General features: G+C 38.4%; 15 protein-coding genes and 1 pseudogene. 9 read left to right on the top strand and 7 right to left on the bottom strand.

From position 1 onward, the window contains the following. Window positions 1-48 precede the first annotated feature (48 nt). The gene (locus tag H8Z77_RS01320; protein ID WP_069989270.1) at window positions 49-987 is read right to left on the bottom strand and encodes an AraC family transcriptional regulator; all 939 of its coding nucleotides are present in this window, start codon (window positions 985-987) and stop codon (window positions 49-51) included. Window positions 988-1,186: 199 nt separating this feature from the next. Here H8Z77_RS01320 and H8Z77_RS01315 point away from each other — a divergent pair, with 199 nt between their 5' ends. Both H8Z77_RS01315 and H8Z77_RS01310 read left to right on the top strand, forming a co-directional pair. Beyond that, complete coding sequence (locus tag H8Z77_RS01315) at window positions 1,187-1,591, top strand: hypothetical protein (RefSeq protein ID WP_186995924.1); 405 nt, start codon at window positions 1,187-1,189, stop codon at window positions 1,589-1,591. Between the two features lie 9 nt (window positions 1,592-1,600). After that, entirely contained in the window at window positions 1,601-4,486 is a 2,886-nt protein-coding gene (locus tag H8Z77_RS01310; RefSeq protein WP_286165630.1) for a glycosyl hydrolase, read from the top strand. Window positions 4,487-4,924: 438 nt separating this feature from the next. On the opposite strand, the pseudogene tnpA reads toward H8Z77_RS01310, so the two are convergent. From tnpA to H8Z77_RS01290, 4 genes and pseudogenes are all read right to left on the bottom strand, one after another. Next, window positions 4,925-5,386, bottom strand: a pseudogene (gene tnpA / locus H8Z77_RS01305) (IS200/IS605 family transposase). 156 nt (window positions 5,387-5,542) lie between these two features. Continuing rightward, on the bottom strand, window positions 5,543-7,363 hold the full coding sequence (gene glmS / locus H8Z77_RS01300; RefSeq protein ID WP_186995922.1) for a glutamine--fructose-6-phosphate transaminase (isomerizing): 1,821 nt from the start codon (window positions 7,361-7,363) through the stop codon (window positions 5,543-5,545). A gap of 299 nt (window positions 7,364-7,662) precedes the next feature. Continuing rightward, a complete protein-coding gene (gene trmB, locus H8Z77_RS01295) occupies window positions 7,663-8,331 on the bottom strand; it encodes a tRNA (guanosine(46)-N7)-methyltransferase TrmB (protein WP_186995921.1) in 669 nt (222 codons plus the stop codon). A 13-nt stretch (window positions 8,332-8,344) separates the two neighbouring features. Then, window positions 8,345-8,662 (bottom strand): cupin domain-containing protein, encoded by a 318-nt coding sequence (locus tag H8Z77_RS01290; RefSeq protein ID WP_186995920.1) that lies wholly within the window; start codon window positions 8,660-8,662, stop codon window positions 8,345-8,347. A 214-nt stretch (window positions 8,663-8,876) separates the two neighbouring features. On the opposite strand from H8Z77_RS01290, the gene adhE reads away from it, so the two are divergent. From adhE to H8Z77_RS01260, 6 genes are all read left to right on the top strand, one after another. Continuing rightward, complete coding sequence (adhE, locus tag H8Z77_RS01285; protein ID WP_069989276.1) at window positions 8,877-11,492, top strand: bifunctional acetaldehyde-CoA/alcohol dehydrogenase; 2,616 nt, start codon at window positions 8,877-8,879, stop codon at window positions 11,490-11,492. Window positions 11,493-12,190: 698 nt separating this feature from the next. Then, window positions 12,191-13,321 carry a tRNA guanosine(34) transglycosylase Tgt gene (gene tgt / locus H8Z77_RS01280; RefSeq protein ID WP_186995919.1) on the top strand — a complete coding sequence of 377 codons (1,131 nt, stop codon included), beginning with the start codon at window positions 12,191-12,193 and terminating at the stop codon, window positions 13,319-13,321. A gap of 79 nt (window positions 13,322-13,400) precedes the next feature. Further along, entirely contained in the window at window positions 13,401-13,964 is a 564-nt protein-coding gene (locus H8Z77_RS01275) for a manganese efflux pump MntP (protein ID WP_069989278.1), read from the top strand. A 415-nt stretch (window positions 13,965-14,379) separates the two neighbouring features. Continuing rightward, window positions 14,380-15,042 carry an orotate phosphoribosyltransferase gene (gene pyrE / locus H8Z77_RS01270; RefSeq protein ID WP_186995918.1) on the top strand — a complete coding sequence of 221 codons (663 nt, stop codon included), beginning with the start codon at window positions 14,380-14,382 and terminating at the stop codon, window positions 15,040-15,042. A gap of 278 nt (window positions 15,043-15,320) precedes the next feature. Then, window positions 15,321-16,583: an aspartate aminotransferase type Ic gene (locus H8Z77_RS01265; RefSeq protein WP_186995917.1), complete on the top strand. Its 1,263-nt coding sequence runs from the start codon at window positions 15,321-15,323 to the stop codon at window positions 16,581-16,583. A 216-nt stretch (window positions 16,584-16,799) separates the two neighbouring features. Further along, window positions 16,800-17,876: a zinc-ribbon domain-containing protein gene (locus H8Z77_RS01260; protein WP_186995916.1), complete on the top strand. Its 1,077-nt coding sequence runs from the start codon at window positions 16,800-16,802 to the stop codon at window positions 17,874-17,876. A gap of 212 nt (window positions 17,877-18,088) precedes the next feature. On the opposite strand, the gene H8Z77_RS01255 is transcribed toward H8Z77_RS01260, so the two are convergent. Next, window positions 18,089-22,051, bottom strand: a complete 3,963-nt coding sequence (locus H8Z77_RS01255; RefSeq protein ID WP_186995915.1) for an alpha-L-rhamnosidase-related protein — start codon at window positions 22,049-22,051, stop codon at window positions 18,089-18,091. Window positions 22,052-22,222: 171 nt separating this feature from the next. Between H8Z77_RS01255 and H8Z77_RS01250 the strand changes: the two genes are divergently transcribed. Then, window positions 22,223-23,281, top strand: a complete 1,059-nt coding sequence (locus H8Z77_RS01250) for an AraC family transcriptional regulator (protein WP_186995914.1) — start codon at window positions 22,223-22,225, stop codon at window positions 23,279-23,281. A gap of 46 nt (window positions 23,282-23,327) precedes the next feature. Here the strand turns inward: H8Z77_RS01250 and H8Z77_RS01245 are convergent, their stop codons facing one another. Continuing rightward, a complete protein-coding gene (locus H8Z77_RS01245) occupies window positions 23,328-24,125 on the bottom strand; it encodes an AraC family transcriptional regulator (protein ID WP_186995913.1) in 798 nt (265 codons plus the stop codon). Between the last annotated feature and the right edge of the window lie 23 nt (window positions 24,126-24,148).

The raw sequence follows: 24,148 nt of genomic DNA, 5'->3' as shown, positions 1-24,148 counted from the left end.
ATAGAAAAGCCAGGGTACTTATTTTATCTACATCAATAACCAAACGCTTTATTGATGTTGCTTTCGGTAATCCTTTGGAGTAAATCCATATTTATTTCTGAATTTACGAATAAACCAAGTAGAATTTGTATAACCAATCGAGTACATAATAGCTTGGATGGAGTCATCCGTTTCAATTAAATTTTGGGCAGCTTGTGTAAGCCTGATATTTAATAGAATATCAGAAAAGCTCTGTCCACAATATTGTTTAATCATCCGAGATAGATAAGCCGGCGCATAGTTAAAATGTTCCGCTAAACTGGATAGGTTAATCTGGTTGGAATGCTCTGTGATATACTGTATTATTTCATGAATGTCCCTCCCAGTCCTATTTTCAGGATCCCCTAACGTTGCAAATCTTTGATATTGATAGGTCAATTCGGTAAGCAAAGTTGAAAATAAACCCAATAATAATTCATTTTTGTTTGTTCTGGAAGAATGTTCGCAGGTAATCATAAGTTGAAGGATTGTTTCATAAATACACTCCTGGCTGTCCCGATGGAACAGAAGATAATTCTGGGATTTCATCTGATATTGAAATGTTTCCTGGAAAAAAGACGATATAAATGAAGAAGAATGAGTAATAGTGAGAAAACAGTCTTGGAATACTTCTGGAAGAACCAAAAGGTTAAACGCAACATCCTTTGTATTATCTCCTTGAAAAATCTGATGTTTCGCATTCAAATTCATTAAACATAAGTCTCCTTCGACCAAATCAAGTGATTCCCCATCCACAATAGTAGTTAAATTTCCTTTATAAAGATACAAAAATTCAAAAAAAGGATGTTGGTGGATTTTGGTATGTACCCAGGAAGGATGAAAAATTGTCAATATAGGAGAAAAATCTTTGGTCCCAAAATTGGATATTTTATTTTTAAATTGATTAATGCAGGTTTCCTGCTGTTCTTCTGATACTGCATAGCCAAGATGGAATGGTAATAAATTCAAAAGATCATCCCCATAGTTGTTTTTTATTTTATTATAACAAAAATAATGATAAATAGAAACAGGTAAAAATATGTTGATGAATAGGCATGATTTGTTACAGAAAAAATAAATTCTGATTGATATAATAAAAGCGTCGACAAAAGCACCTCAGAGGATCTTATCAATAAAATGCGTTTTAAATTTTAAAAGGAGAAAAGATATGAAACAAAAATTAATGCACAAGATCGTTGCGTTTATTTTAGCACAATGTATGTTTGCCACTGTTTGTGTGGCAACTGGTTCTGCTGTGGAAAACCAACAAGAAAATTTTTCTGAAACGATTGAAAACATCTTGAAAAATCCTAAAATGGAACAAAAAGTAGGCGCCCGCTGGTGGTTAGCGGAAGGAAGCCACACCGACGAAACACTGATAGAATCCATTGATGAATTGTACGGCTATGGATTTGGTTCTGTTGAAGTTGTAACCTTGGACGAATCCGCTTATTTAGATGACGCTACATATGCCTGGGGATCAAAAGAATGGGTAGAAGACACCCAGCTGATTTTAGATGAATGTACCAAACGGGATATGGGTGTTTCATTTACAAGCGGAACGAACTGGTAGACGGCAAACCTGTTTACCATCACACCAGATGAAGAAACTGCTGCACAGGAATTGGGCTATCAAACAGTAGAATTAAAGGCTGGGGAACATTTTAATGGGATTCTGCCGAAAGTGAGCTTAACTCCATATGCCACAAAAATGAAACTGATAAAGGTCATTTCTGCCAAAAAAGTCAATGTTGACACCAATGGAATTACCTATTTGTCGGAAGAATCTTTAACCGATGTAACAAGCCAGGCAACACAAAATCAAGATGGAGAATGGACAATTGACTATACAACGCCTGAAGATGGTGAATATACCCTATTTGTATTCTGGCAGTATGGTACATCGCAAACAGCAGCACCTGCTGTTTCCACTGCGTTTACCATTAATTATTATTCCAAACAGGGTAGCAACGCCTTAATTAATTATTGGGATGAACATGTTTTAACCCCTGAATTTAAGGAATCCATCCAAAAAAATGGACATGTGCAAATGTATATGGATTCTTTAGAGCTGGAGCCCCATGGGGAAGATACCACAGGAAACCTCTGGTGCGAAGATTATTTAGAACAGTTCCATACCAGACGTGGATATGACCTGAGCCTTTACCTTCCTCTTCTCATTATGGAAGGCTATGCACGTATGGACAACACCAATTACATTTATGAATTGGACGGCAACAACGATACCCCTCAAAAAATACGGAATGATCAATACCAGACCAATACCGAGCTTTATTCCCAAAACTGCTTAGAAGTATTAGCAGATTGGCTACACTCTTTTGACATGACACTTCGTGCGGAGAACTCCTATGGTACATTGTTGGAAATTTCTCAGCCAATAGCTTACTTAGACCATGTAGAAACCGAATCCCTTGAATTTAACGGAGAGATTGAAAGTTTCCGCAGCCAAGCTGGTGGGGCGCATTTGTATGATAAAGTGTATTCCTCCGAAACCGCAGCAGTTACAGGTGGAAACTACTGGGATAACAATAACACCTATCGGCAACTGTTTTATACCCAATTTGCATCTGGAATTCAAAAGACAATGACACACGGTTATGCTGCTGCTTATGGTCCAGAAGAACACTGTTCCTGGCCTGGATTTGAAGGTATGTCGGATTTATTTGGAAACCGTTTTAACAAACGGCAGCCCGCTTCTACAGATTACAATGAACTTTGGGCTCATATTAACCGAATTCAAACTGTTTTACGCCAGGGTGTTCCACAGATGGATTTAGGAATTTTAAGGACGGATTATAATTTTGAGTGTTCCCTGATCCGTAGAGGATTCCGTAGTGGAGATCAATATTCCGAAGTAGTCAAAGAATACGCCAATAACGATATGAGAAACCAGACTGCATATTACTGGAAAGACCTAACATTACAAAATGCAGGGTATACTTATGATTATTTCTCTCCATATCTTTTACAAGATGAAGCGATTACCTGTAAAAATGGATTGGTTCAGGCAGATGGAGTCGCTTATCAGGCACTGTTAATCTATCAGGAAGAAATGCCGCTGGATAGCGCAAAAGTCTTACTGGATTGGGCCAAAAAAGGCATGCCGCTTGTGATTGTCACTGGTTCTACAGAAGAACGCACCCGTTATGATGTTACAAAATACAACAAAAGTGCTGCCATTACAACCGGCTCTTTGGATGGAAAAGATGGAGAGTTAGCAGAAGTTATGGCTCAGATAAAAGCTCAGCCAACCGTTGCTTGTGTTGATTCGGAAGCAAAAGCATACACAGCACTCCAGAATATGGGCATTCAACCACGCGCTGCCTTTGCAGAATCCAACCAAACCTTGTTAACCGCAATGAGAAAATCAGCAGAAGCCACCTATTTATATGTATATAATTATATGTATCAGGATACTGAAAGCTATCAAGGGCAGATTTCATTGGATGGAATTTACACCCCTTATTGTGTCAACACGTGGTCTGGGGAAGTAGATGAAATTGGAAATTATTCTTATCAGGATGGAAGGACAGTAATAGATATTGCCATCCAGCCTGGTGAAGTAATGGTGTTCGCATTAAATCCATATCAATCTTCCAACCCAGTAGTAGAAAAACAAAATGTAGAAAAAGTAACTGTAAAAAACGGAAATACCATTTTATATGTGCCTCAATCTGGAAAAACACAAATAACATATGCTGATAATACCACATATTCTACGGAAGTAACAGTACCGGAGGATATTCAGTTGGAAAATTGGAATTTAACTGTAGAATCCTGGACCCCTGGCGACAAGGTTACCCGAACAGAAGACAAAGGCTATGGCTATATTACCACAGAAGCAACTTATCATACCCAAAAAACAAATATTGAAGTGGGAACGACTGAGCTGCTTCCATGGAGTAAACTGGAACAGGTAGGTGAAACAGTATCCGGCGTAGGCAATTATACAAACACATTTTATCTGCCAGAAGACTGGGACAACGACAAACAGGCAATTGAATTTCGCGCGGATTCTTTTAATGGGGGCACTGCGGCAGTTTGGATTAACGGAACTCAAGTACCAATTGATATGAACACAGGTAAAGCAGATCTTTCGGGTTATGTAACAGCAGGTGATAATACAATTCAAGTACGGGTAACCTCCTCATTGCGGAATATTATGCTGGAATTAGGATATGCTGAAAAAGGAAACTGGAAACTTTTAGGGGAAAATGCGCTTTATCCAGATGAATACGGTATGGTAGGAAATACTTTTTTAAAATTATACACAAAGGTAGCATCACAAGATATTGATCACCCTATATCATCTGACGTTTCAGAAAATTCCCCTCCTATTCATGACAATGTAAATTCTCCTCAAACAGGAGATATTGCTCTAACAACGGCGTTGTCCATTGTTGCTTTGGCAGGAGCAGCGCTATTGTTTACCCACAGAAAAAAATAACTTATTATAACCTTTTTCTCTTTCTCTCAATATAAAATGATCCCATCCTTTCTAACATAAAAAGGATGGGATTTCTGTTTGTCATGACCTCCGGCTTATCCGGAGGCTTGATTGAGCCCTAGAAGGGCATTTTACTGGCGGGCATCTAAAGACGCACTACTGAACATTCTTTCACTGCTCCGCCGCCCGTAAACGGGCACTTATGCTTCTTTCCGAGCTTGATAAACTTGCTAGATTGCTTGTTAGTAGCTCGCTTCGCTTGATACTTGAATCGAAAGCTTTTTTACGAAGCACCTCCACCGGCATAGATGATGGTTTCCCTAATCAGTCATGACCACCCCTAAGAGGGGTGGCATGAACAAGGCCTAGAAGGCCTTAAAACAAGCCAGCGCCTAAATGACGCTGGCTTTCACTTTGTTCAAGCCACAAGTGGTATGATTACCTGCTACCCTTAAAAGGGTCACTATACTCTTTCCGACTCAAACTATCTTCGATTTGATCTTGTTTCTCCTGTTCTCGGATATACTTTTACACAGTCGATGTATTGATGCCAACTGTACTCACATAATATCCAGTTGCCCAGAAATTTCTATTTCCAAACTTGTATTTTAAGTTTGCATGTCTCTCAAAAATCATCATTGCGCTTTTCCCTTTGAGATACCCCATGAAACTGGACACACTCATTTTCGGTGGGATACTTACCAAGATGTGTACATGATCTGGCATCATATTCCCTTCTATGATTTCTACACCTTTCCATTTACACAAATCTTTAATGATTTCTCGTATATCTTTTCTTAACTGATTATAAATTACTTTTCTTCGATATTTCGGGGTAAACACGATATGGTACTTGCATATCCATTTTGTATGTGCTAAACTATTTGCCATGAGGAACATCCTTTCTGTTTTTTAGGTGGCTTGAACAATCACCATTATATCAGAAAGGATGTTCCTTTGCTTAAGTTTAAATCTCACCCGCATAGCGGAGGGTTTCTCGCTAAAGCACTAATGAAAACCCGCTCTGGCTTAAATCCAGAACGGGTTTATTGCTGTTTATTCTACTGTAACAGATTTTGCTAAGTTTCTTGGTTTATCCACATCACAGCCACGTAATACAGCGGTATAATAAGCAAAAAGCTGGAGTGGAACGGTAGTCAACAATGGCATCAAAATATCATCTACCAGAGGGATTCTCAGCTGATAGGAAGTAATATCCTTTTGCTCTGGAGCATCTTCCCGACAGATGAGTAATACTTTCGCCCCACGTGCCTTTACCTCTTTTACATTGCTGATCATTTTTTCATACAACGCCTGTTGGGTCGCAATGGCCACCACTGGGACTTCATCTGTAATCAACGAAATCGTTCCATGTTTCAGTTCACCAGCAGCGTAAGCCTCGCTGTGGATATAAGAGATTTCCTTTAATTTTAAGGAACCTTCCAATGACAAGGAATAATCCACACCACGTCCAATGAAGAACAGATCCCGTGCGTTTTGGAATTTACTTGCAAAGTATTGGCAATTGTCTGCCTGTTCTAAGACGGTCTCCAGTAAATCCGGAATTTCCATCAGTTTACCGCAAAAACTTCGTACTTCATTTTCGGATAATGTCCCTTTTAACTGGGAGAACTTCGCTGCCAGCAGATACATCACACTCAGCTGAACCATATAGGCTTTTGTGCTTGCCACAGCGATTTCTGGACCAGCCCAGGTATAGCAAACGCTATCTGCTTCCCTTGCAATGGAGGAACCAACTACGTTGACAATTGCTAATGTAGGAACCCCTTGTTGTTTGGCAAGCCTTAACGCTGCCAGAGTGTCTGCAGTTTCACCGGATTGTGAAATAATAACTACTAAATCATTTTTGCCTAAAATCGGATTGCGGTAACGGAACTCAGAAGCTACATCCACATCAACAGGAATACGTGCCATTTCTTCTATCACATACTTCCCTACCATGCCTGCGTGCATTGCGGTGCCACAAGCTACAATATGGATCCGCTCAATTGTTTTCAGCTGTTCATCCGATAAATTTTCCAATTGTAAATCAGGTAGCCCATCAATAATCCGTGGGGATACCGTATTGCGGAACGCAGAAGGTTGCTCATGGATTTCCTTAATCATAAAGTGAGGATAACCGCCTTTTTCAGCTGCCTCTACATCCCAATTCGCAGTGTGTAGTTCTTTTTGGATTTCTTCCCCATCAAGATCATAAACATGAACGCTATCCTGAGTTAAAACAGCAATTTCATTTTCATCCAGTAGATAATAATCTTTGGTGTATTTGATGATTGCAGGAACATCGGACGCAATGAAATTCTCCCCTTTACCAACTCCTACAATCAATGGGCTTTCTTTACGGATCGCGTAAATTGTCCCTGGATTATCCTTAAACATCACTCCCAAAGCGTAGGAGCCCTGAATCGCAGAAATTACCTTTTGTAGGGTTTCGATTGGATCACCACTGTAATAATAATCCAATAATTTTGCAACACTTTCAGTGTCTGTTTCGGAGAGGAAGCTATACCCTCTGTGTTCCAGCTTTTCCTTTAATTGTTGATAGTTCTCAATAATCCCATTATGGACAATAGTAACTCTTTCATTTCCGTGTGGATGGGAGTTTACATCAGATGGTTCCCCATGGGTTGCCCAACGGGTATGGCCAATCCCACAGTGTCCAGTAGGGCGGTGGGTTTCTTCCATTTTCTGTTCTAGGTTATCCAAACGACCTTTTGCTTTTTCAATTACGATTTTATGATTCTCAAATACAGCAATACCGGCGGAGTCATATCCCCGGTACTCCAATTTTCTTAATCCATCTATTAATACGTCAGTGGCATTCTGTTTGCCAACATATCCTACGATGCCGCACATAGTTGATCCATATCCTTTCTTATTTTAAAATAAAAGGCTGCCAGCTTTTTGTTACAGAAAAATTTGTTTTTTGTAACTGGCATAACGGTCCTTTTTATAAACCGGAAAGGTATCCGCCGAATATTTCGATTACCTTTCACCTCGTCACCTGAGTAGGCCTGGCGCTTTTGTTGCAGTATATTTTTCTATCCCCCTTTGATACTGCGAATGATCTATATTTATAGATAATTTATTATAACATATTTTATGTGGGAGTGGCTTATCTTTTTTTTAATTTTTTCCTAATTATAAAATTCAATTTACAATTGTGGTAAGTTTGTTTTACGGGCAAGTAAAAATTTCGTGGGAATCCCCTGCTCTGTAAATTTTATTTCATGTTCGGTAGTTAATAAATCCTCCGGGTAATCGCTATGGTGCAAATCCCTTGTTTGGTAAACAATTTCAAATCCAGCCTGTTCAAAATACTCAAAGGATTCCTCAAATAATTCGTCATCATCTGTTTTAAAATAAATTTCTCCATTATCCGCTAAAAACTCACGGTATTTTAAGAGCTGACGGGTATGGGTTAAGCGGCGTTTTTTATGGCGTTTTTTGCTCCAGGGATTGCAAAAATAAATATAAATCCGCTGAATGGCATCCTGTTGGTTTAATACTCCATCAATATATTCAATATTAAAAGAAGTCAATTTTAAATTCTCTACAGGAGTTTCTCCAAAAATTTGAGCAACATTCCGGCGGGCAACCCCTAAAATATCCATGCTAATATCCACTGCAAGATAATTGATATTTGGGTTTTGATAAGCCAACTCGGAGATAAATACCCCTTTTCCACATCCCAGTTCCAAGTGCAATGGTTGATTTTTGGAAAACAGCTGGTTCCATTTTCCCTTGCATTGCTCTGGCTGTTCAATAAAATAATCGCAAGCATAGAGTTCTGGGCGAGCCCAAGGTTTTGTCCGAATTCTCATAATTTCATCCTCTTTATTTCGTCAAATTTCCAAATACACAGAGCCAAATGCAATTTGGCTCTACTGAAGTTTCCGCAACACGGTGTTTCTGATGGGCGGGAATCAACAAACTGTCCCCTGGCTGCAAACAAATTTCATGGTCCTCAAACTGAATCACAGCGTTCCCTTGTAATACAGAAACCCATTCATCCTCTGTTTGATCGTACCAAAATCCACTGGGAGAACGATGTCCTTGCGAAACAATTTTTTCGATCCGAACACTTTTTGAACAAACCAGTTCTTCCACCTGTTCCTGTGGCAAAATTTCTTTTGGTGACGCAAACAAGTTCATTTTTTTCACCTCAAATTCCAGTCAAATAGCTGAAAAGCATTATAGCATATTTTCAGGATAAAAATCAATAATAGAGAAAAAAAGAAAAATTCAAATTATTTTTCAAAAACACATTGACAAAACTTTAACAATCAGGTATAATGTAGTCAAGAAATCGTTAAAACTTTAACAAACTTAGTTGGTATATCACTGTGATGAATAGGAGGTTCCCTATATGGCTACAAACAAAACAGTAACTATTGAAAAACAACCCTTAGATACATCCGCAATGATTGACAATCTGGTATCCAAGGCAAAAAACGCTTTAGAGGAGTTTATGTCCCTCAATCAACAACAAGTGGACCATATTGTCCACCAAATGGCTTTGGCTGGTTTGGATAACCATATGAAACTAGCTAAAATGGCTGTGGAAGAAACCAAACGAGGTGTTTGTGAAGATAAAATTATTAAAAACATGTTTGCTACCGAATATATCTGGCATAGTATTAAAGATGAAAAAACTGTTGGTATTATCAACGACAATGAACTGGAAGGCTATATGGAGGTTGCGGAACCAATCGGCGTTATTGCCGGAGTAACACCGGTAACGAACCCAACCTCTACCACAATGTTCAAGGCGTTAATTGCCATCAAGTCCCGTAACCCAATTATTTTTGGGTTCCATCCATCTGCTCAAAACTGTTCCGCCGAATCCGCACGCATTTTGAGAGATGCTGCAATCCAGGCAGGCGCCCCTGAAAACTGTATCCAATGGATCGACACCCCTTCCATTGAGGCAACTGGCTTACTAATGAACCATCCTGGGGTAAACATGATTTTGGCAACAGGGGGACCCGGTATGGTAAAAGCAGCCTATAGTGCCGGAAAACCAGCATTGGGAGTTGGTTCTGGTAATGTTCCAGCTTATATCAATAAAACCTGTGATGTTCCAGCTGCCGCCAACGATATCATGCTTTCTAAGACCTTTGATAATGGTATGATCTGTGCATCCGAACAGGCAGTGATCATAGACAAAGAAATTTCCGATGAATTCCGTAAAATTTTACAAGACAACAACTGCTATTTTGTAAAAGGAAAAGAATTAGAACAATTATCGGAATTCTGTTTCCCAAAAGAAAAAGGCTGTACATTAAATGGTACTATTGTAGGACAGTCCGCAGAATGGATCGCACAGCAGGCTGGATTCGAAGTACCAAAAGGAACAAAAATTCTAGTAGCTCCCATTGATGGCGTTGGAGAAGAATATCCACTTTCCAAAGAAAAGCTCTCCCCTGTCCTGGCTTATATCGAGGTAGACAGCGTAGAACAAGGGTTTGACCTCTCCAAACAGATGTTAATCCTAGGCGGTATGGGCCACTCCGCTTCCATCCACACCAAAGACAATGATATGGTTGCTGCTTTTGGTGAAAAAATGCAGGTAGGACGTATCCTGGTGAATTCCCCTTCCTCTCAAGGTGGTGTTGGTGATATCTACAATACCAATATGCCTTCTTTAACCTTAGGTTGTGGTTCTTTTGGACGGAATTCCACTACCCAAAATGTTTCCACCACCAACCTGATTAACATCAAGCGTGTTGCCAAAAGGAGAACAAATATGCAGTGGTTTAAAATCCCACCAAAAATTTATTTTGAGCATGATTCTATCCAATACCTGGAAAAAATGCCGGAAATCAGCCGTGCTTTCATTGTGACCGACCCAATGATGGTACAACTGGGGAATGTGGATAAAATTCTCCACTATTTGAGAAAACGGAAAAACTACTGCCATGCGGAAATTTTCTCCGATGTAGAGTCTGATCCATCCGTAGAAACCATTATGCGAGGTGTAGAAGCAATGAACCGCTTCCAGCCGGATGTGATTATCGCACTGGGTGGCGGTTCCGCAATGGACGCCGCAAAAGGCATGTGGCTGTTCTACGAACATCCTGACACTTCTTTTGATGGATTACGCTTGAAATTTATGGATATCCGGAAACGTGCGTTCCACTTCCCTAATCTGGGACAAAAAGCAAAAATGGTGGCGATTCCAACCACATCTGGAACCGGTTCCGAGGTAACTTCGTTCTCTGTAATTACCGATAAAAACAACAATATCAAATATCCTTTGGCGGATTACGAGTTGACCCCAGATGTGGCGATTATTGATCCACAGTTTGTGCAGACTTTACCAAAAGGTTTGATTGCCGACACCGGCATGGATGTTTTAACACATGCAATCGAAGCTTATGTATCCGTATTGGCTTCTGACTTTACCGATGGTTTGGCTTTACAGGCAATCAAATTGGTTTTCCAAAACCTGAAAAAATCCTATGAAGGAGATCCAATTGCACGGGAAAAAATGCACAATGCTTCCTGCATTGCGGGGATGGCATTTACCAACGCGTTCCTAGGATTGAACCACTCCATGGCGCACAAATTAGGTGGGGAATACCATATTCCACATGGCCGGGCAAACGCTATCCTGTTACCATGGGTAATTGAATACAATGCGCAAAAGCCAACCAAATTTGCGACCTGGCCAAAATATTCCGAATTTATTGCGGATCAACGGTATGCGGAAATCGCCCAAACCTTGGGCTTGCCAGCTGCTACTCCACAAGAAGGAGTGCACAGCCTGGTACAGGCAATCCGTCAACTCAATGCGGACTTGAACATCACCCCAACGATTCAAGGCTGCAATGTAGACGAAACCCTCTTTATGGCACACCTGGATGACCTCTCTGAAAAGGCACATGAGGACCAGTGCACCACCGCAAATCCACGTTACCCATTGATTTCGGAAATCAAAGACCTCTACCGTAGAGCATATTACGGAAAAGAAAAAGAATAGAAATTTTCCTTGTCCCTGTATCCGGCCCCAACGGTACAGGGACATTTTGTATCTATCATCAAAACCACCAATAAACTAGTGGTTTGCTTAGACATGGAACGCACTGGTTTATCCGTTACAGCGCAAGCGATGCAATAATATTGTTCATTCTCCTTCTAGGAGCCTAACTAGCCACACCTAATTCTAGATTTTCCCCCAAACTTCCAAAACCCTTGGTTAGATTCCTGACAAACTCTATTTCTTATTGGACTAGCAATATTTTATTGTAATTGTTAGCCAAGACCGCTTACCTACCTCTAATAGAACCAAAACTTTTATGACGTTTAAGCCACAATAAATTTTTTGTATCAACAAAGTATTATGCTACCAAAAAGTCTCCACTTTGTTCTGTTGCGGTATATCTAACTGTTACATTTATATCAGATATCTAAATTGCTTGTGTATTTTTAGTTACTTGAAGAACTACCAATTTTATAATATAACATGTTGCATAGATTGTTATACAAACCTCTTTTTTTACAATATTTCCAAAAACATATATCCATTTTTCCAACAAAATTCATGTGATTATCCATCTTCATCTTTTAAAACTTTCTGATTTTCTATTGAACTGAAACAATTCGTATATTATAATATAAAGATAACTTTATGAAAATAAAATGAATAACAATAAATTTGAGATTAGAAAGGGGCTATCCATGTTTCAACTATTAAAAAAGCAAGGAGAAGCGCGCCGGGGGACATTTACTACAGTACATGGTACTGTACAAACTCCCGCTTTTATGAATGTGGGAACAGCAGCTGCAATTAAAGGCGGTATTTCCTCCTATGACTTGGTAGATTTAAAATGCCAAGTAGAACTATGTAACACCTATCATTTACATATTCGCCCAGGAGACAAATTAATTAAAGAATTAGGTGGATTGCATCATTTTATGGGATGGAACGGACCAATTTTAACTGACAGTGGTGGATTTCAGGTATTTTCCCTTGCTTCTTTGCGGAAAATACAGGAAGAAGGGGTTTATTTCAGTTCTCATGTAGATGGGAAACGAATTTTTATGGGGCCAGAAGAAAGTATGCAAATCCAATCTAATCTGGGTTCCACCATCGCGATGGCATTTGATGAATGTATCGAGAACCCTTCCCCATATGAATACACCAAACATTCCTGTGACCGTACCGTCCGTTGGCTGCATCGATGCAAGGCGGAAATGGAACGGTTAAATTCTTTGTCAGATACCATTAATCCAAACCAGATGTTATTTGGTATCAACCAAGGCTGTATTTATGAGGACTTACGAGTACAGCATATGAAAGAGATTGTGGAATTGGATTTGGATGGTTACGCTATTGGTGGCTTGGCAGTTGGAGAAACCAAAGAGGAGATGTACCATATTATTAGTACTGTTACCCCATATATGCCATTGGAAAAACCTCGCTATTTAATGGGAGTAGGTAAACCAACCAATATTATCGAAGCGGTATCCCGTGGTGTGGATTTATTTGATTGTGTTATGCCAAGCCGAAATGCCCGCCATGGCCATCTGAATACTTGGAATGGCGTCATCAATTTAAACAATGCCAAATATGAAAAGGATGACACCCCAATTGATGAACACTGTGATTGTCCAACCTGCCGCCATTTTTCCAAAGCATATCTACGTCATCTGTTTAAGTCAAAAGAGATGTTATCCAACCGCTTAGCTGTTATGCACAATTTGTATTTTTATAATACATTAATGGAAAAGATTAGGGAAGCGATTGATACCGATACATTTGATACATTTAAAGAAAAATATGTTCCGATTTTAGATCGACGTATATAAATTTTTCCCCTTTCATAAATATGATGGTAGAATAAAATTCTGTAATAGTTTGGGGGTGCGCTGGTATTACCAGCACAACATGGGGTATTTTGAAATTATTTTAATTGGAATCGGATTGTCTATGGATGCGGTAGCAGTATCCATGACAAATGGAATGTGTTTAAAACAGATGCATGTCAAACATGCTTTTGTAACAGCTCTTGCTTTTGGACTATTCCAAGGCATTATGCCTTTAATTGGCTATTTTGCCGGTTCTGTATTTGCCGAAAAAGTGAATGCGATTGACCACTGGCTGGCTCTGATCCTACTTGGATTCATCGGTGGCAAAATGGTGTATGAGGCGGTAAAATCGGATGAAGATCACACAGTCTGTAAGGTATTAACCTTCCGGCTATTATTGGTGCAAGCAATCGCTACTAGTATTGACGCATTGGCAGTAGGAGTTAGTTTTGCAGCTTTAACAGTAAATATTATCAGTTCGGTTTGCATTATTGCTGCTACAACCTTTATTTTAAGTTTTATTGCCGTTTATATCGGTAAAAAGTTTGGAGATTTGTTAAAGCAAAAAGCTGAAATTGTAGGAGGCATTATCTTAATTCTAATCGGACTTAAAATTTTTGTAGAGCATATGTTTGGCATATAATGATAAGTCTAGTATTGGGAATACCTTTTGTAACTACTATTCTATTTCTCTAGTCAAACTAGAAATGCTGTCAAGCAAACTCTTTCTATTTTGTAATCTACCGCTTTTACCAAAAATCATCTACCTTACTGATAAGGATGAAAAGTTTAGGTGGAACAAAATAGTCTACTAATAAAGATAGGTAATAAAAATTATCTTTATTTTTTACATGATAGGCAAAGTTGCAACAAATATGAACAAAGCTTTATTTGAACTATATTCGTTATAGCGGATAAAATGATGGTCTCATTTTATTTTTTGGAGTAAGCCAATAAAACTAATTTGATTTTGTCCATCCAATATCCTATCAAAAAATAGTTGAACAATATCCAGTATTTATAGTATAATAGAAAAAAACGGCGGAAGGATGATAAAAATGTTGACACCTGCAAAAAAAGAGTTTATAGAATTTATGATGAGCGCTGATGTTTTGCGTTTTGGTAATTTTGTGACCAAGAGCGGAAGAAATACCCCCTATTTTGTGAATACAGGAAACTACAAAACTGGCGCACAGATTGCGACTTTAGGTAAATTTTATGCCACTTTGGTAAAAGAAACCTGCGGTAACCAGTTTGAAGCGATGTTTGGCCCAGCCTATAAAGGCATTCCATTGGCAACAGCTACAGCTGCATCATTGGCAAGGGATTATCAAATTGATAAACCATATTTCTTTAACCGAAAAGAGGTAAAAGACCATGGAGAAGGTGGCAGCATTGTTGGGTATAAACCTAAAGATGGTGACCGCATCATTATTATTGAAGATGTAATTACAGCAGGCACCGCAATCCGTGAAACTATGCCAATTTTAAAAGGGTGTGCAGATGTTACTGTAAATGATATGTTCATCTCGGTAAATCGCTGTGAAGTTGGACAAAATCCTGGTAAAACAGCGGTAATGGAGGTTATGGAAGAGTTCGGCATTCAAGTACATTCTATTGTAACAGTAAAAGATATCCATGATTATCTGGTTGAACAAGGGACAGATGCTGATATCCTCGCCCATATGGAACAATATATGGAGCAGTATTGTGTATTCTAAGAAAGAAGTATATAAACAAAAAACCTGTGAGAAATCCACAGGTTTTTTTATTTTTTGCAACTAAAACAGATAAATGATTCATTCAAGCTTTTATTTATTGTTTTTTATCCATTTTTACTCTGATATAATCGTCACAAAAAACCTGCACATAAACCAGGTTTGAAAAAACCTAAAATTCGTCATTTTAAGTTTGCAAGAATTTTATTTTGATCTTGCATTTTTTGAAATATATAGTATAATAATAAGGTAAACTATCATTTTTTGAAAGGTGGAGCATCATGGCTTCTTATGCAAGTTTGACAAAAGAACAATTAGCTACAGAAAAAGCAAATTTACAAAAACAATATAACGCTTTTAAAGAGTTAGGTGTAAAATTAGATATGTCCCGCGGAAAACCTAGCGTAGAACAAATTGCGCTTTCTATGGAGATGTTACGATGCTTAACACCGGAAGAAATTTTAAAAGCAGGTAACTATGGTATTTTAGATGGAATCCCTGCCGCAAAAAAATTCTTTGCGAACCTATTAGAAGTACAGCCAGAAAATATTATTGTTGGTGGAAACTCCAGTTTACAATTGATGTATGATACAATTGCTCGGGCAATGCAATTTGGCATTATGGGTAATCAGCCATGGTCCAAACAGGAAAAAGTAAAATTCCTATGTCCAGTGCCAGGGTATGACCGCCACTTTGCTATTACAGAGTTGATGAATATTGAAATGGTCAATATTCCTATGGACGAAAATGGCCCGGATATGGATCAAATAGAAAAACTAGTTAATACAGATGCTAGTGTAAAAGGAATTTGGTGTGTTCCTAAATATTCAAATCCTACTGGTATTACTTATTCCGATGATGTGGTACGCCGTTTTGCTGCGTTAAAGCCAGCGGCACCTGATTTCCGTATTTTCTGGGATAATGCCTATGTGGTTCACCATTTAAGTGATGAACATGACGAACTGTTAAATATCTTTGAGGAATGTAAAAAATATAACAATCAGGATATGGTTTATGAATTTTGTTCTACTTCAAAAATTACATTTCCAGGTGCAGGAGTAGCGGCAATGGCTGCAAGTGAGTCCAATATCAAATGGATTTTAAAATTAATGACAGTACAAATAATTGGATATGATAAATTAAATCAAATCCGTCATTGCAAATATTTAAAGAGCCAAGAATTTTTAACAGAACACATGAAAAAACACGCTGCTTCCATTAAACCAAAATTTGATATTGTTTTGGACTATTTGGATCGCGAGATCGCTCCATTGGAGATTGCACACTGGACCAAACCAAAGGGTGGCTATTTTGTTTCCTTTAATACAATGAATGGTTGTGCAAAACGTGTGGGTGAATTATGTAAACAAGCCGGTGTTACTTTAACAGGCGTTGGAGCAACTTTCCCATATGGAATTGACGTAAACGATTCCAATATTCGTATTGCACCAACGTTCCCACCAGTAGAAGAACTGGAACAAGCGATGCAGTTATTCTGTATCTGCGTAAAATTGGCAAGTGTAGAAAAATTAATGGAAGAATAATTTTCCATTGTAAAGCATAACATCATAATAATTCCCTCTATGTTAATCCAAATACATAGAGGGTTTTTATTATATTGCTTTTGCACAGAATATAATGGTACAGTTAGAAATATCGACAAAATATTCAAAAAAACAACAGGAGTTGTGATTTTGAATTGAAAAATATAGGGAAATATGATATGATATTATTGATAAATGAAGAAGGAGGAGTATGGTATGGAGGAAACCAAAAATCCAATATGCCCTATATGCCAAAAAGAAATTGGGGAGCAGGAAACCATAATTTGCCCAGGATGTGGTACCGTTTACCATAAAGAGTGTTGGGAAACCAGCCATGGATGCTGTATTGAAACATGTTCAGAATATCGAAAAAAACAGGAAACCACTGAACAGTCAGTAGAAGCATCTGTTGAAACAGAACCAGTAGAACAGGAATTGCCAACGGAGCAAACAGATTTAAAAGAACAGACAGAAATGGTTTCACCAAGTTTCTGTCAAAATTGTGGTTCTCCAATCCAAGAGAGCGAAAATTTTTGCTCCCTATGTGGGCATCCAGTGCAACCAATTTCAAACCAATTTAACCCAAATGCTGGAATACCTGTAGATGGTCAACCACAGCCTGATATGATACCAACAGACCCTAATTTTATCCCACCAGGAGTTCCCCCAATGGGAATGACACCGCAAAAGAAAAGCAAAAAGAAACTAGTTATTATCCTTTCTATCGTGTTAGCTATCCTCTTAATTGCTGGTGGAATTGCCGGATATTTTATTTATAGTTCTATCCAAGCAGAAAAAGAAAAACAGGAGGCAATCGCTCAATACAAAGAGGACGCTTATAGTTATTACAGCGCTATTGTAACAAACGCATACCAAGTTGGAATGTTAGGTTCAGATTATGTGGATTATTGGGATGCTTATATCGATGGTAAAACATATTATGAAGGGCACACAATTTATGACCCAGACAGTGCAATAGCAGCCGCAAGGGAAGATAATGCAGATGAGATCTCTGCTATTGAATCCACCGATGGTATTATTGACGACTTATATGATAATTTAAGTGGAGAACTTCCAGATCCAGAAGATGAGGAACTTCAAAAAATCCAACAGGTAGTAGAAGAAGCACAAACTTCTTATGATGAATTGTACAATACGGTTATCTATATTTCTGGAAGCTATATCACTTATATTTCTGATTTAAATCAGGATTTAAAAGATTTAAATAGTGTTGTAGAAGATATGAAATCCGTTATTCCAAATCCAAATGATACCTCTTCTAAAGAGGCATAAAAGTATATCAAATATGATCTTTCCAGTTTCTAAATGTGAAAGGAAACCAGATTTGATATCAAAATAGTTGTGAACAAATAAAACAGGCTCCGTTTTTAAAGCGGAGCCTGTTTTATTTCCTAAAATAGCCCCTAACCTGGTTTATTATCAGGTTAGGGGCTATTATGGAAAAGAAAGAGAATAGAAGAGATAAAATTTAAATGCTATCTGAATTATCTTTTTTTACATAATAACAGTGTTGCGGCTCCTGCTATTGTAAGTACTACAATTCCAACAATTGGAACACAATCACCTGTTTTTGCTGCATCTGCTTTTGGCATCGTAGATTCTTGTCCCATTTGGATACCATTGTTATCAGCAGATGACGTTTTATCTTCGATTTCTTCTATTGAAGTCAAACCTTCTATTGCGGTTTGTAGATTTGCTACTGCTATATCTACTTCTTCTTGGCTTGCGTTTTCATCCGCCATTACTTCATTCGCTTCCGCTATTGCTGTTTGTAATACTGCATAGCTTTCTTCTGTGTATGCGTTCGCATCTATCTTATTGGCTTCTGCAAGTACTTCTTCCAGGATGGATTTATCTGCTTTGTATCTCAGATTCAACATTGCGTTTAACAGGTTGTCCGCTGCTTCATTTACTTCTGTCTGCATAGCGTCTCCATCTTGGTATACTGCTTGTGCCGCTTCTAATGCTGCTGTAAATTCTGCTTTGCCTGTTTCTACATAACGGTCAAGTTCCGCGTTGATTCCGTTTGCTGCTTCGATTAAGGATGCCAATGTTGTTTTATCCCCTGCTACAAAGCCTAGTTTGTGAATTTCGTTCAACAGGGTTTTCCATGCTTGGTTAATTGTTTCCTGGGTTGCGTTATGATCTGCTGCTACTGTTTTTGCTTCTTCCAATGCTTTATCAAAGGATTTCTGTACCGATTCGATGGCATTATCATATTCTCCACTTGCTTTTGCATTTTCTGCATAGGTAATCACAGCATCCAAAATATCTTTATTTGTTTGGGATGCAGTAAAACTGTAAGTTCCTGCACCGGAAACTTCAAATACAGCATAATTTTTTTGATGTACTTGTTGTATTCCCTTGTATTCACCCCTGCTCGCTACTACTTGCTGACCTAATTCTATTGGAACCCAAATTTCAGCGTTGTTTCCAGGAGAAACCACAGTCATATTTAATCCATTTGCTGTTTTATGGATGGTTACATCAATATTGCCGATTTCGGACGGTACACGGGTATTGATGGATTCAAAGTTACCCATTTGAGGAACCACATGCCAGCTGGAATAGCCTGCTCCAGTTGGTTCTACACCTGCTGCATAACGGGACATAGCAATCATACTACCGCCGGACCAGCCATGGTTTTTGGTTCCACTGGCTCTATCCCATTGTTCCCACAATGTACTATCGGTAGAGGTGTTTACCATTTCCATCATACGTTTTTCCATCCGGTTCATAGCGTCAGTGTCGTATCCCATCAAATACAATGCCTGAATCACGTATTTTTCCATATAAATGCTGGCATTTTCATAAGCTGGTGTCGTTTCTGTCCCCATAAATAGATTCCGCATTGCGTTATAGCGGTTTTCTGGTACTAAACCAAACACCACTGCTAATGCATTGACACGTTCATCTACTAGATGAGTACCATTTTCCAATTCTTTAGGACTATACCAGTCAGTTGTATTCCAATTGGTAGCGTATGCCTGCAATTCTTCATTCCAGAATTTTTCAAAGTTCTGTTCAATACTAACTAAACGTTCATCTATCCATAATTTTTGTTCCTCAGTTGCTGGAACTCCTTCCAGGTCTGCCATTTTACGGACACTACTAGCAGAAATATACCACCACATAGTAGTGGCAATCCTGCTATCCTGGTTATCTCCCCAGTCGCTCCATCCTGTTAAACGGTTGTAAATCATTGTATTTGGATCCCTTGGTTTTACTGTTCCAATATAATCACCTTGGGTTTCCATATCATAATTCGTCAAATAGTTATATAGTGCCTGATAACAATCCACCAACACATCCTGGTCCCCAGTAAATTCATAATATGTCCATGCCGCATGGGCAGTACCTAATGATTGAATATCAATTTCCTGTTCATGGACACCAGGACGCACATTGCTCATGACATAATAAGTCCTACCATTGTATTCGTGTTCAAACTGAAAATCACAAATATTACGGATCGCTTTTTCACTCAAACTATTAACGGAAGGACCTAAAGAATAAAATGCTTCTTCAATTTCGTTGATTGCATCCCCGATGTATTGTCCTCTTTCCCGATCTGGGCAATCCATATAAGTATCCCGGATCGTAACGTATAGAGTTCTGGCCGCTTTTTTCCACAATTCATCATAAAAATTGTTTTCTGTACTTACTTGGTTTTCTGTCCAAGTATGTCCGCCAGTAAATTCTGTAACAGAAGGATCGTTTTCCTTGACAGAGCTGTCAAAATATCCGACAAAATCTGTAGTTTCCCCTGATGGAACATTATAACCGGTTTCTCGGAAACCAAACTCTTTTATTGTAACACCATCTGGAACCTCTATATATAAATAATCCCCGTTAATCCAGTTTTTTGCTTCATACTCCTGTGTGCCTGCTTTGGTAATATAAGTAATTCTCTCTTTGGATTGATCATAAGTATCACTGTATATTTTAATCTGTTTACCTGCTTCTGTTCCTTCATCCAAAATAATGTATGGAACCATCTGTGCATTGTATGGAAGCCTTGCTTCATATTTTTGCCCATCGTAACTGTAATAACTGTAAAACACCATTGTGGTAATTTCTAAACCATTGTTGATTTTTGCTGCTGGGAAAAATTCTGCATCTGATTCTTCACTGAAATCAGTTTGGTATACAATCCCAGTGGTGTCGCTAATCGTAAGCTGTTTCACTGTAACACAACTTCTTGCGTATCCCAATACTAAATATCCTTGATATCCAAAAGACATTTGATTGGAAGCAAGGTTTGCATCAATGGTTGCTACTGTTGTACCATTTAAAGATAATGTAGCCTGTTCCTCATTAGCAACATCTAATTTTAATTGGATAAGCTCTTTGTAGTTTTCTGGAGTAATCACATCTGAGATATCTACCGTTTGTACCGGTACGCCACTATGGGATATACTTAAATTGGCAGTATCTCCTCCATTTAAATAGTCCAAACAGTCAATCGTTGCCTCATAATAGTCCAAATCAGATTTTGCTCCAAATACAAAAGTAGCATTCGCTGCTTTTCCGTATGGCGTATTGTATGTGGTTAACTGTAAATCGGATTGGATCGAATAGGTATCCGATTGAACGCCAAGGTCGGAAATTGGTTTTACATTGGTTTGTGCAGCAAAACCATCCACTGGAGTTAGTTCCAATTCAGTTCTTCCATAATCTTTCCATTGTGGAATAGGCCGTTCTATTAGGTCATTCCAGGGTCCATCCCCTGCGTATCCAGGATCATTTTTATCTTCCCCAACTATTGTAGCACGGTTCCAACCATTTTCTTCAGATGGAATATAATCCGAAGCAGTCCAATCTATCGCTAAAGCTCCATCATAGATAGTACTGGATTCTGGAATATAATTTGCTGTCGCTTGTGCATCGTGGAGATTAGCGGGGTTTTTCATACTCCACCATTGTCCATCCCCGGTTTCCACTAACTTCCCAGTATTAGCATCAGTCAAATTGGAAGATACCAATAGCCCTCCGCTTCCGCTATCTAAAATATGGCCGGAATCATGACCCCAATACCATGTTTCAATGGCAATAGTATTTTTTCCGGTTACTAGATAATCCTTAATATCCACCGTATCGTAATAAGTATCATCCGGATTTGGGCCGCGTTTAACGCCACCCTCCCAAACGACTTCTTTTCCATTGACATACAGCCAATATTTTGAGTCCACTGCTATGTTCAATTCTGCCTGTTCTGGTATGGAATCCAACGTAAAATCACGACGGAAATCCATCCACACATCCTGTGCGGAAGCAAGCCCATTTTCATCTAAGTCCTCACTGCTCCATATCCAATGGGCATCTCCCCAATTGGTTGGAGTTTGTAGTTGATCCGCTTGTGCTGGAATGACCATTAGACTAGTTGTTACAACTGCTACTGCCAATAGTCCAGATAACAGCTGACGGAATCGTTTGTTTTTCTTCATCTGTTTTTCCTCCTATCAGATTTGATAATTCTATTTTACAGAAGAATATCAAAAAGAAAAATCCATAGAACTGCAAACCTATCTGAAAAAAGTTTGAAAAAATGCAAACTGTTGACGAGTGAAAAAACAACCTTTATAATAAAAGTAACCGAGAAAAAGGCTGTGAAATGTATGATGGAAAAAGATAATCTAATCAAACAACTCAAAGAGATTGTAAAACATGAACTAAATACTCAGGAGCAATTGCGCAACCGTTTAAAAAAACATCAATTACAACATCCTGTTCAACAATGGGATGGCCACGAGATAACCATTTACCAAACAGAAAATTTTTTTGAACCTGGGCAGGACATTGCAATTATTTTTGATAGTAAATATACGAAACCTTTGTTAGAAGATTTTTCTGTAAATGCTGAAATTCCCCTAATCGCTATCCCTGATTTTCCAATTACTCCTCCCTACCATACCCACGAATTTTTTGAATTTTTTTATGTGTACCAGGGGAAATGTTACTCTACAATCGAAGGGCAATATCGGGAATTTCAGCAGGGAGATATCTGTTTGTATAGCCTGCAATCCGTACACAATATTATCAAACCAGAAGAAACCGATATTATCTTTAATATCCTGATCCGCCCTTCTTTATTAAAAGAAACTTTTTTAACCATGTTGGCGGATAATAACCCTATTACCCACTTTTTTGTGGATTCTTTGCAGGATAAAGAGTTGGAAAATCCATATATGCTGTTCCATTGTGAACCAGGAAGTAGTATCGAATTTTATCTACAAAAAATGATTGTAGAATATTTTAGCAATAAATCTAATGAAGGGACACAAAAATATCTAAAAATCTTATTGTTAGGATTTTTAACCCAGCTTGCTGCTGAATATGGAAAGGAATTGGACCTGGAACAACTTGATTTAACCCAAATTCAGATTATGGAATATATTTCTAATCATTATGCAGATGGAACACTGGCAAAAATGGCAGAGTATTTTCACTATTCCCCTCGCAATATGATTTATTATCTTCACAAACATACCGGAAAAAAATTCTCCGAACTGCAAAAAGAAGCCCGTATTCAAGCAATGAAACGCTTACTTTCTACCACCAAAATGCCTGTCAGTAAGATTGCAGAGGAAGTAGGTTACAGCATAAAATTCGCATCCACTGTATTTAAACAGGAAATTGGCATGACGATGTCGCAATATCGAAAACAACACCAATAATAAACAGGAACTTGTCACATGGCAGGTTCCTGTTTTCTTATAAAGGCTATTGGTGGTTTTTCCGATACTGTGCTGGCGTGCAATGGAAATATTCTTTAAACGCCCGCTCAAAAGTACTTCTTTGGGAATATCCAACTAATTCTGGCAGATCATTCAGTGAAATATCCGTTTTGGAAAGATACTGACATGCATGGACGAGACGATAATTTTGCAAGGTTTCCCGGAAAGTTTTTCCTGTTTCCCTCTGGATAAAATTGCTGATAGTACGGGTGGAATAATGGAACTGTTCCGCTAATTCTTCCAAGGTAATGGTTTGATAGTGCTCGTTGATGTAGGAAAGCAAAGAAGTAATCGGTAAGTTATTCCGGTGCATTGGCACATGGGATAATCGATTGGTATAGCTGCGTGCCAAATCAGATAATAAACAAACCAAATAAGCGGATAATATATTTTGGCAAAAAACATCATTTTTCTGATACTCATATATCATTTGTATGATAATACTAGGGGCGATTGTTGTCTGTTCCCTTTTAAAGATAACATGTTTCTGGTTGCTGTTCGGATTGTACAAGGCATCCATAAAAAAGCCTGTAATTAAATCGTTATCATCTGCCATATTTAAAAAGGTTTGGTCAAATAAATTTTTGCGTATTAAAACATTAATCACTACGTCCCCATCATCCGGTGTTTTCATACAGTGTACCGCTTTTGGAGAATACAGCCCAATATCCCCTTGTTGAAATTCCACTGGAACATCGTCAATCGTGCTAATACATTTTCCGGAATATACATAAAACAACTCAAAAAACTCATGATTATGGGGAATATCTTGTCTTTTTATCATTTGATATTGAATATCCCACTTTC

Origin of the sequence: Clostridium facile (genome assembly GCF_014297275.1) — a bacterium.
GTDB classification, from domain to species: domain Bacteria; phylum Bacillota; class Clostridia; order Oscillospirales; family Ruminococcaceae; genus Massilioclostridium; species Massilioclostridium facile.
The sequence above is the reverse complement of the archived record's forward strand: the minus strand, read 5'-3'. Positions and strand labels throughout refer to the sequence as shown.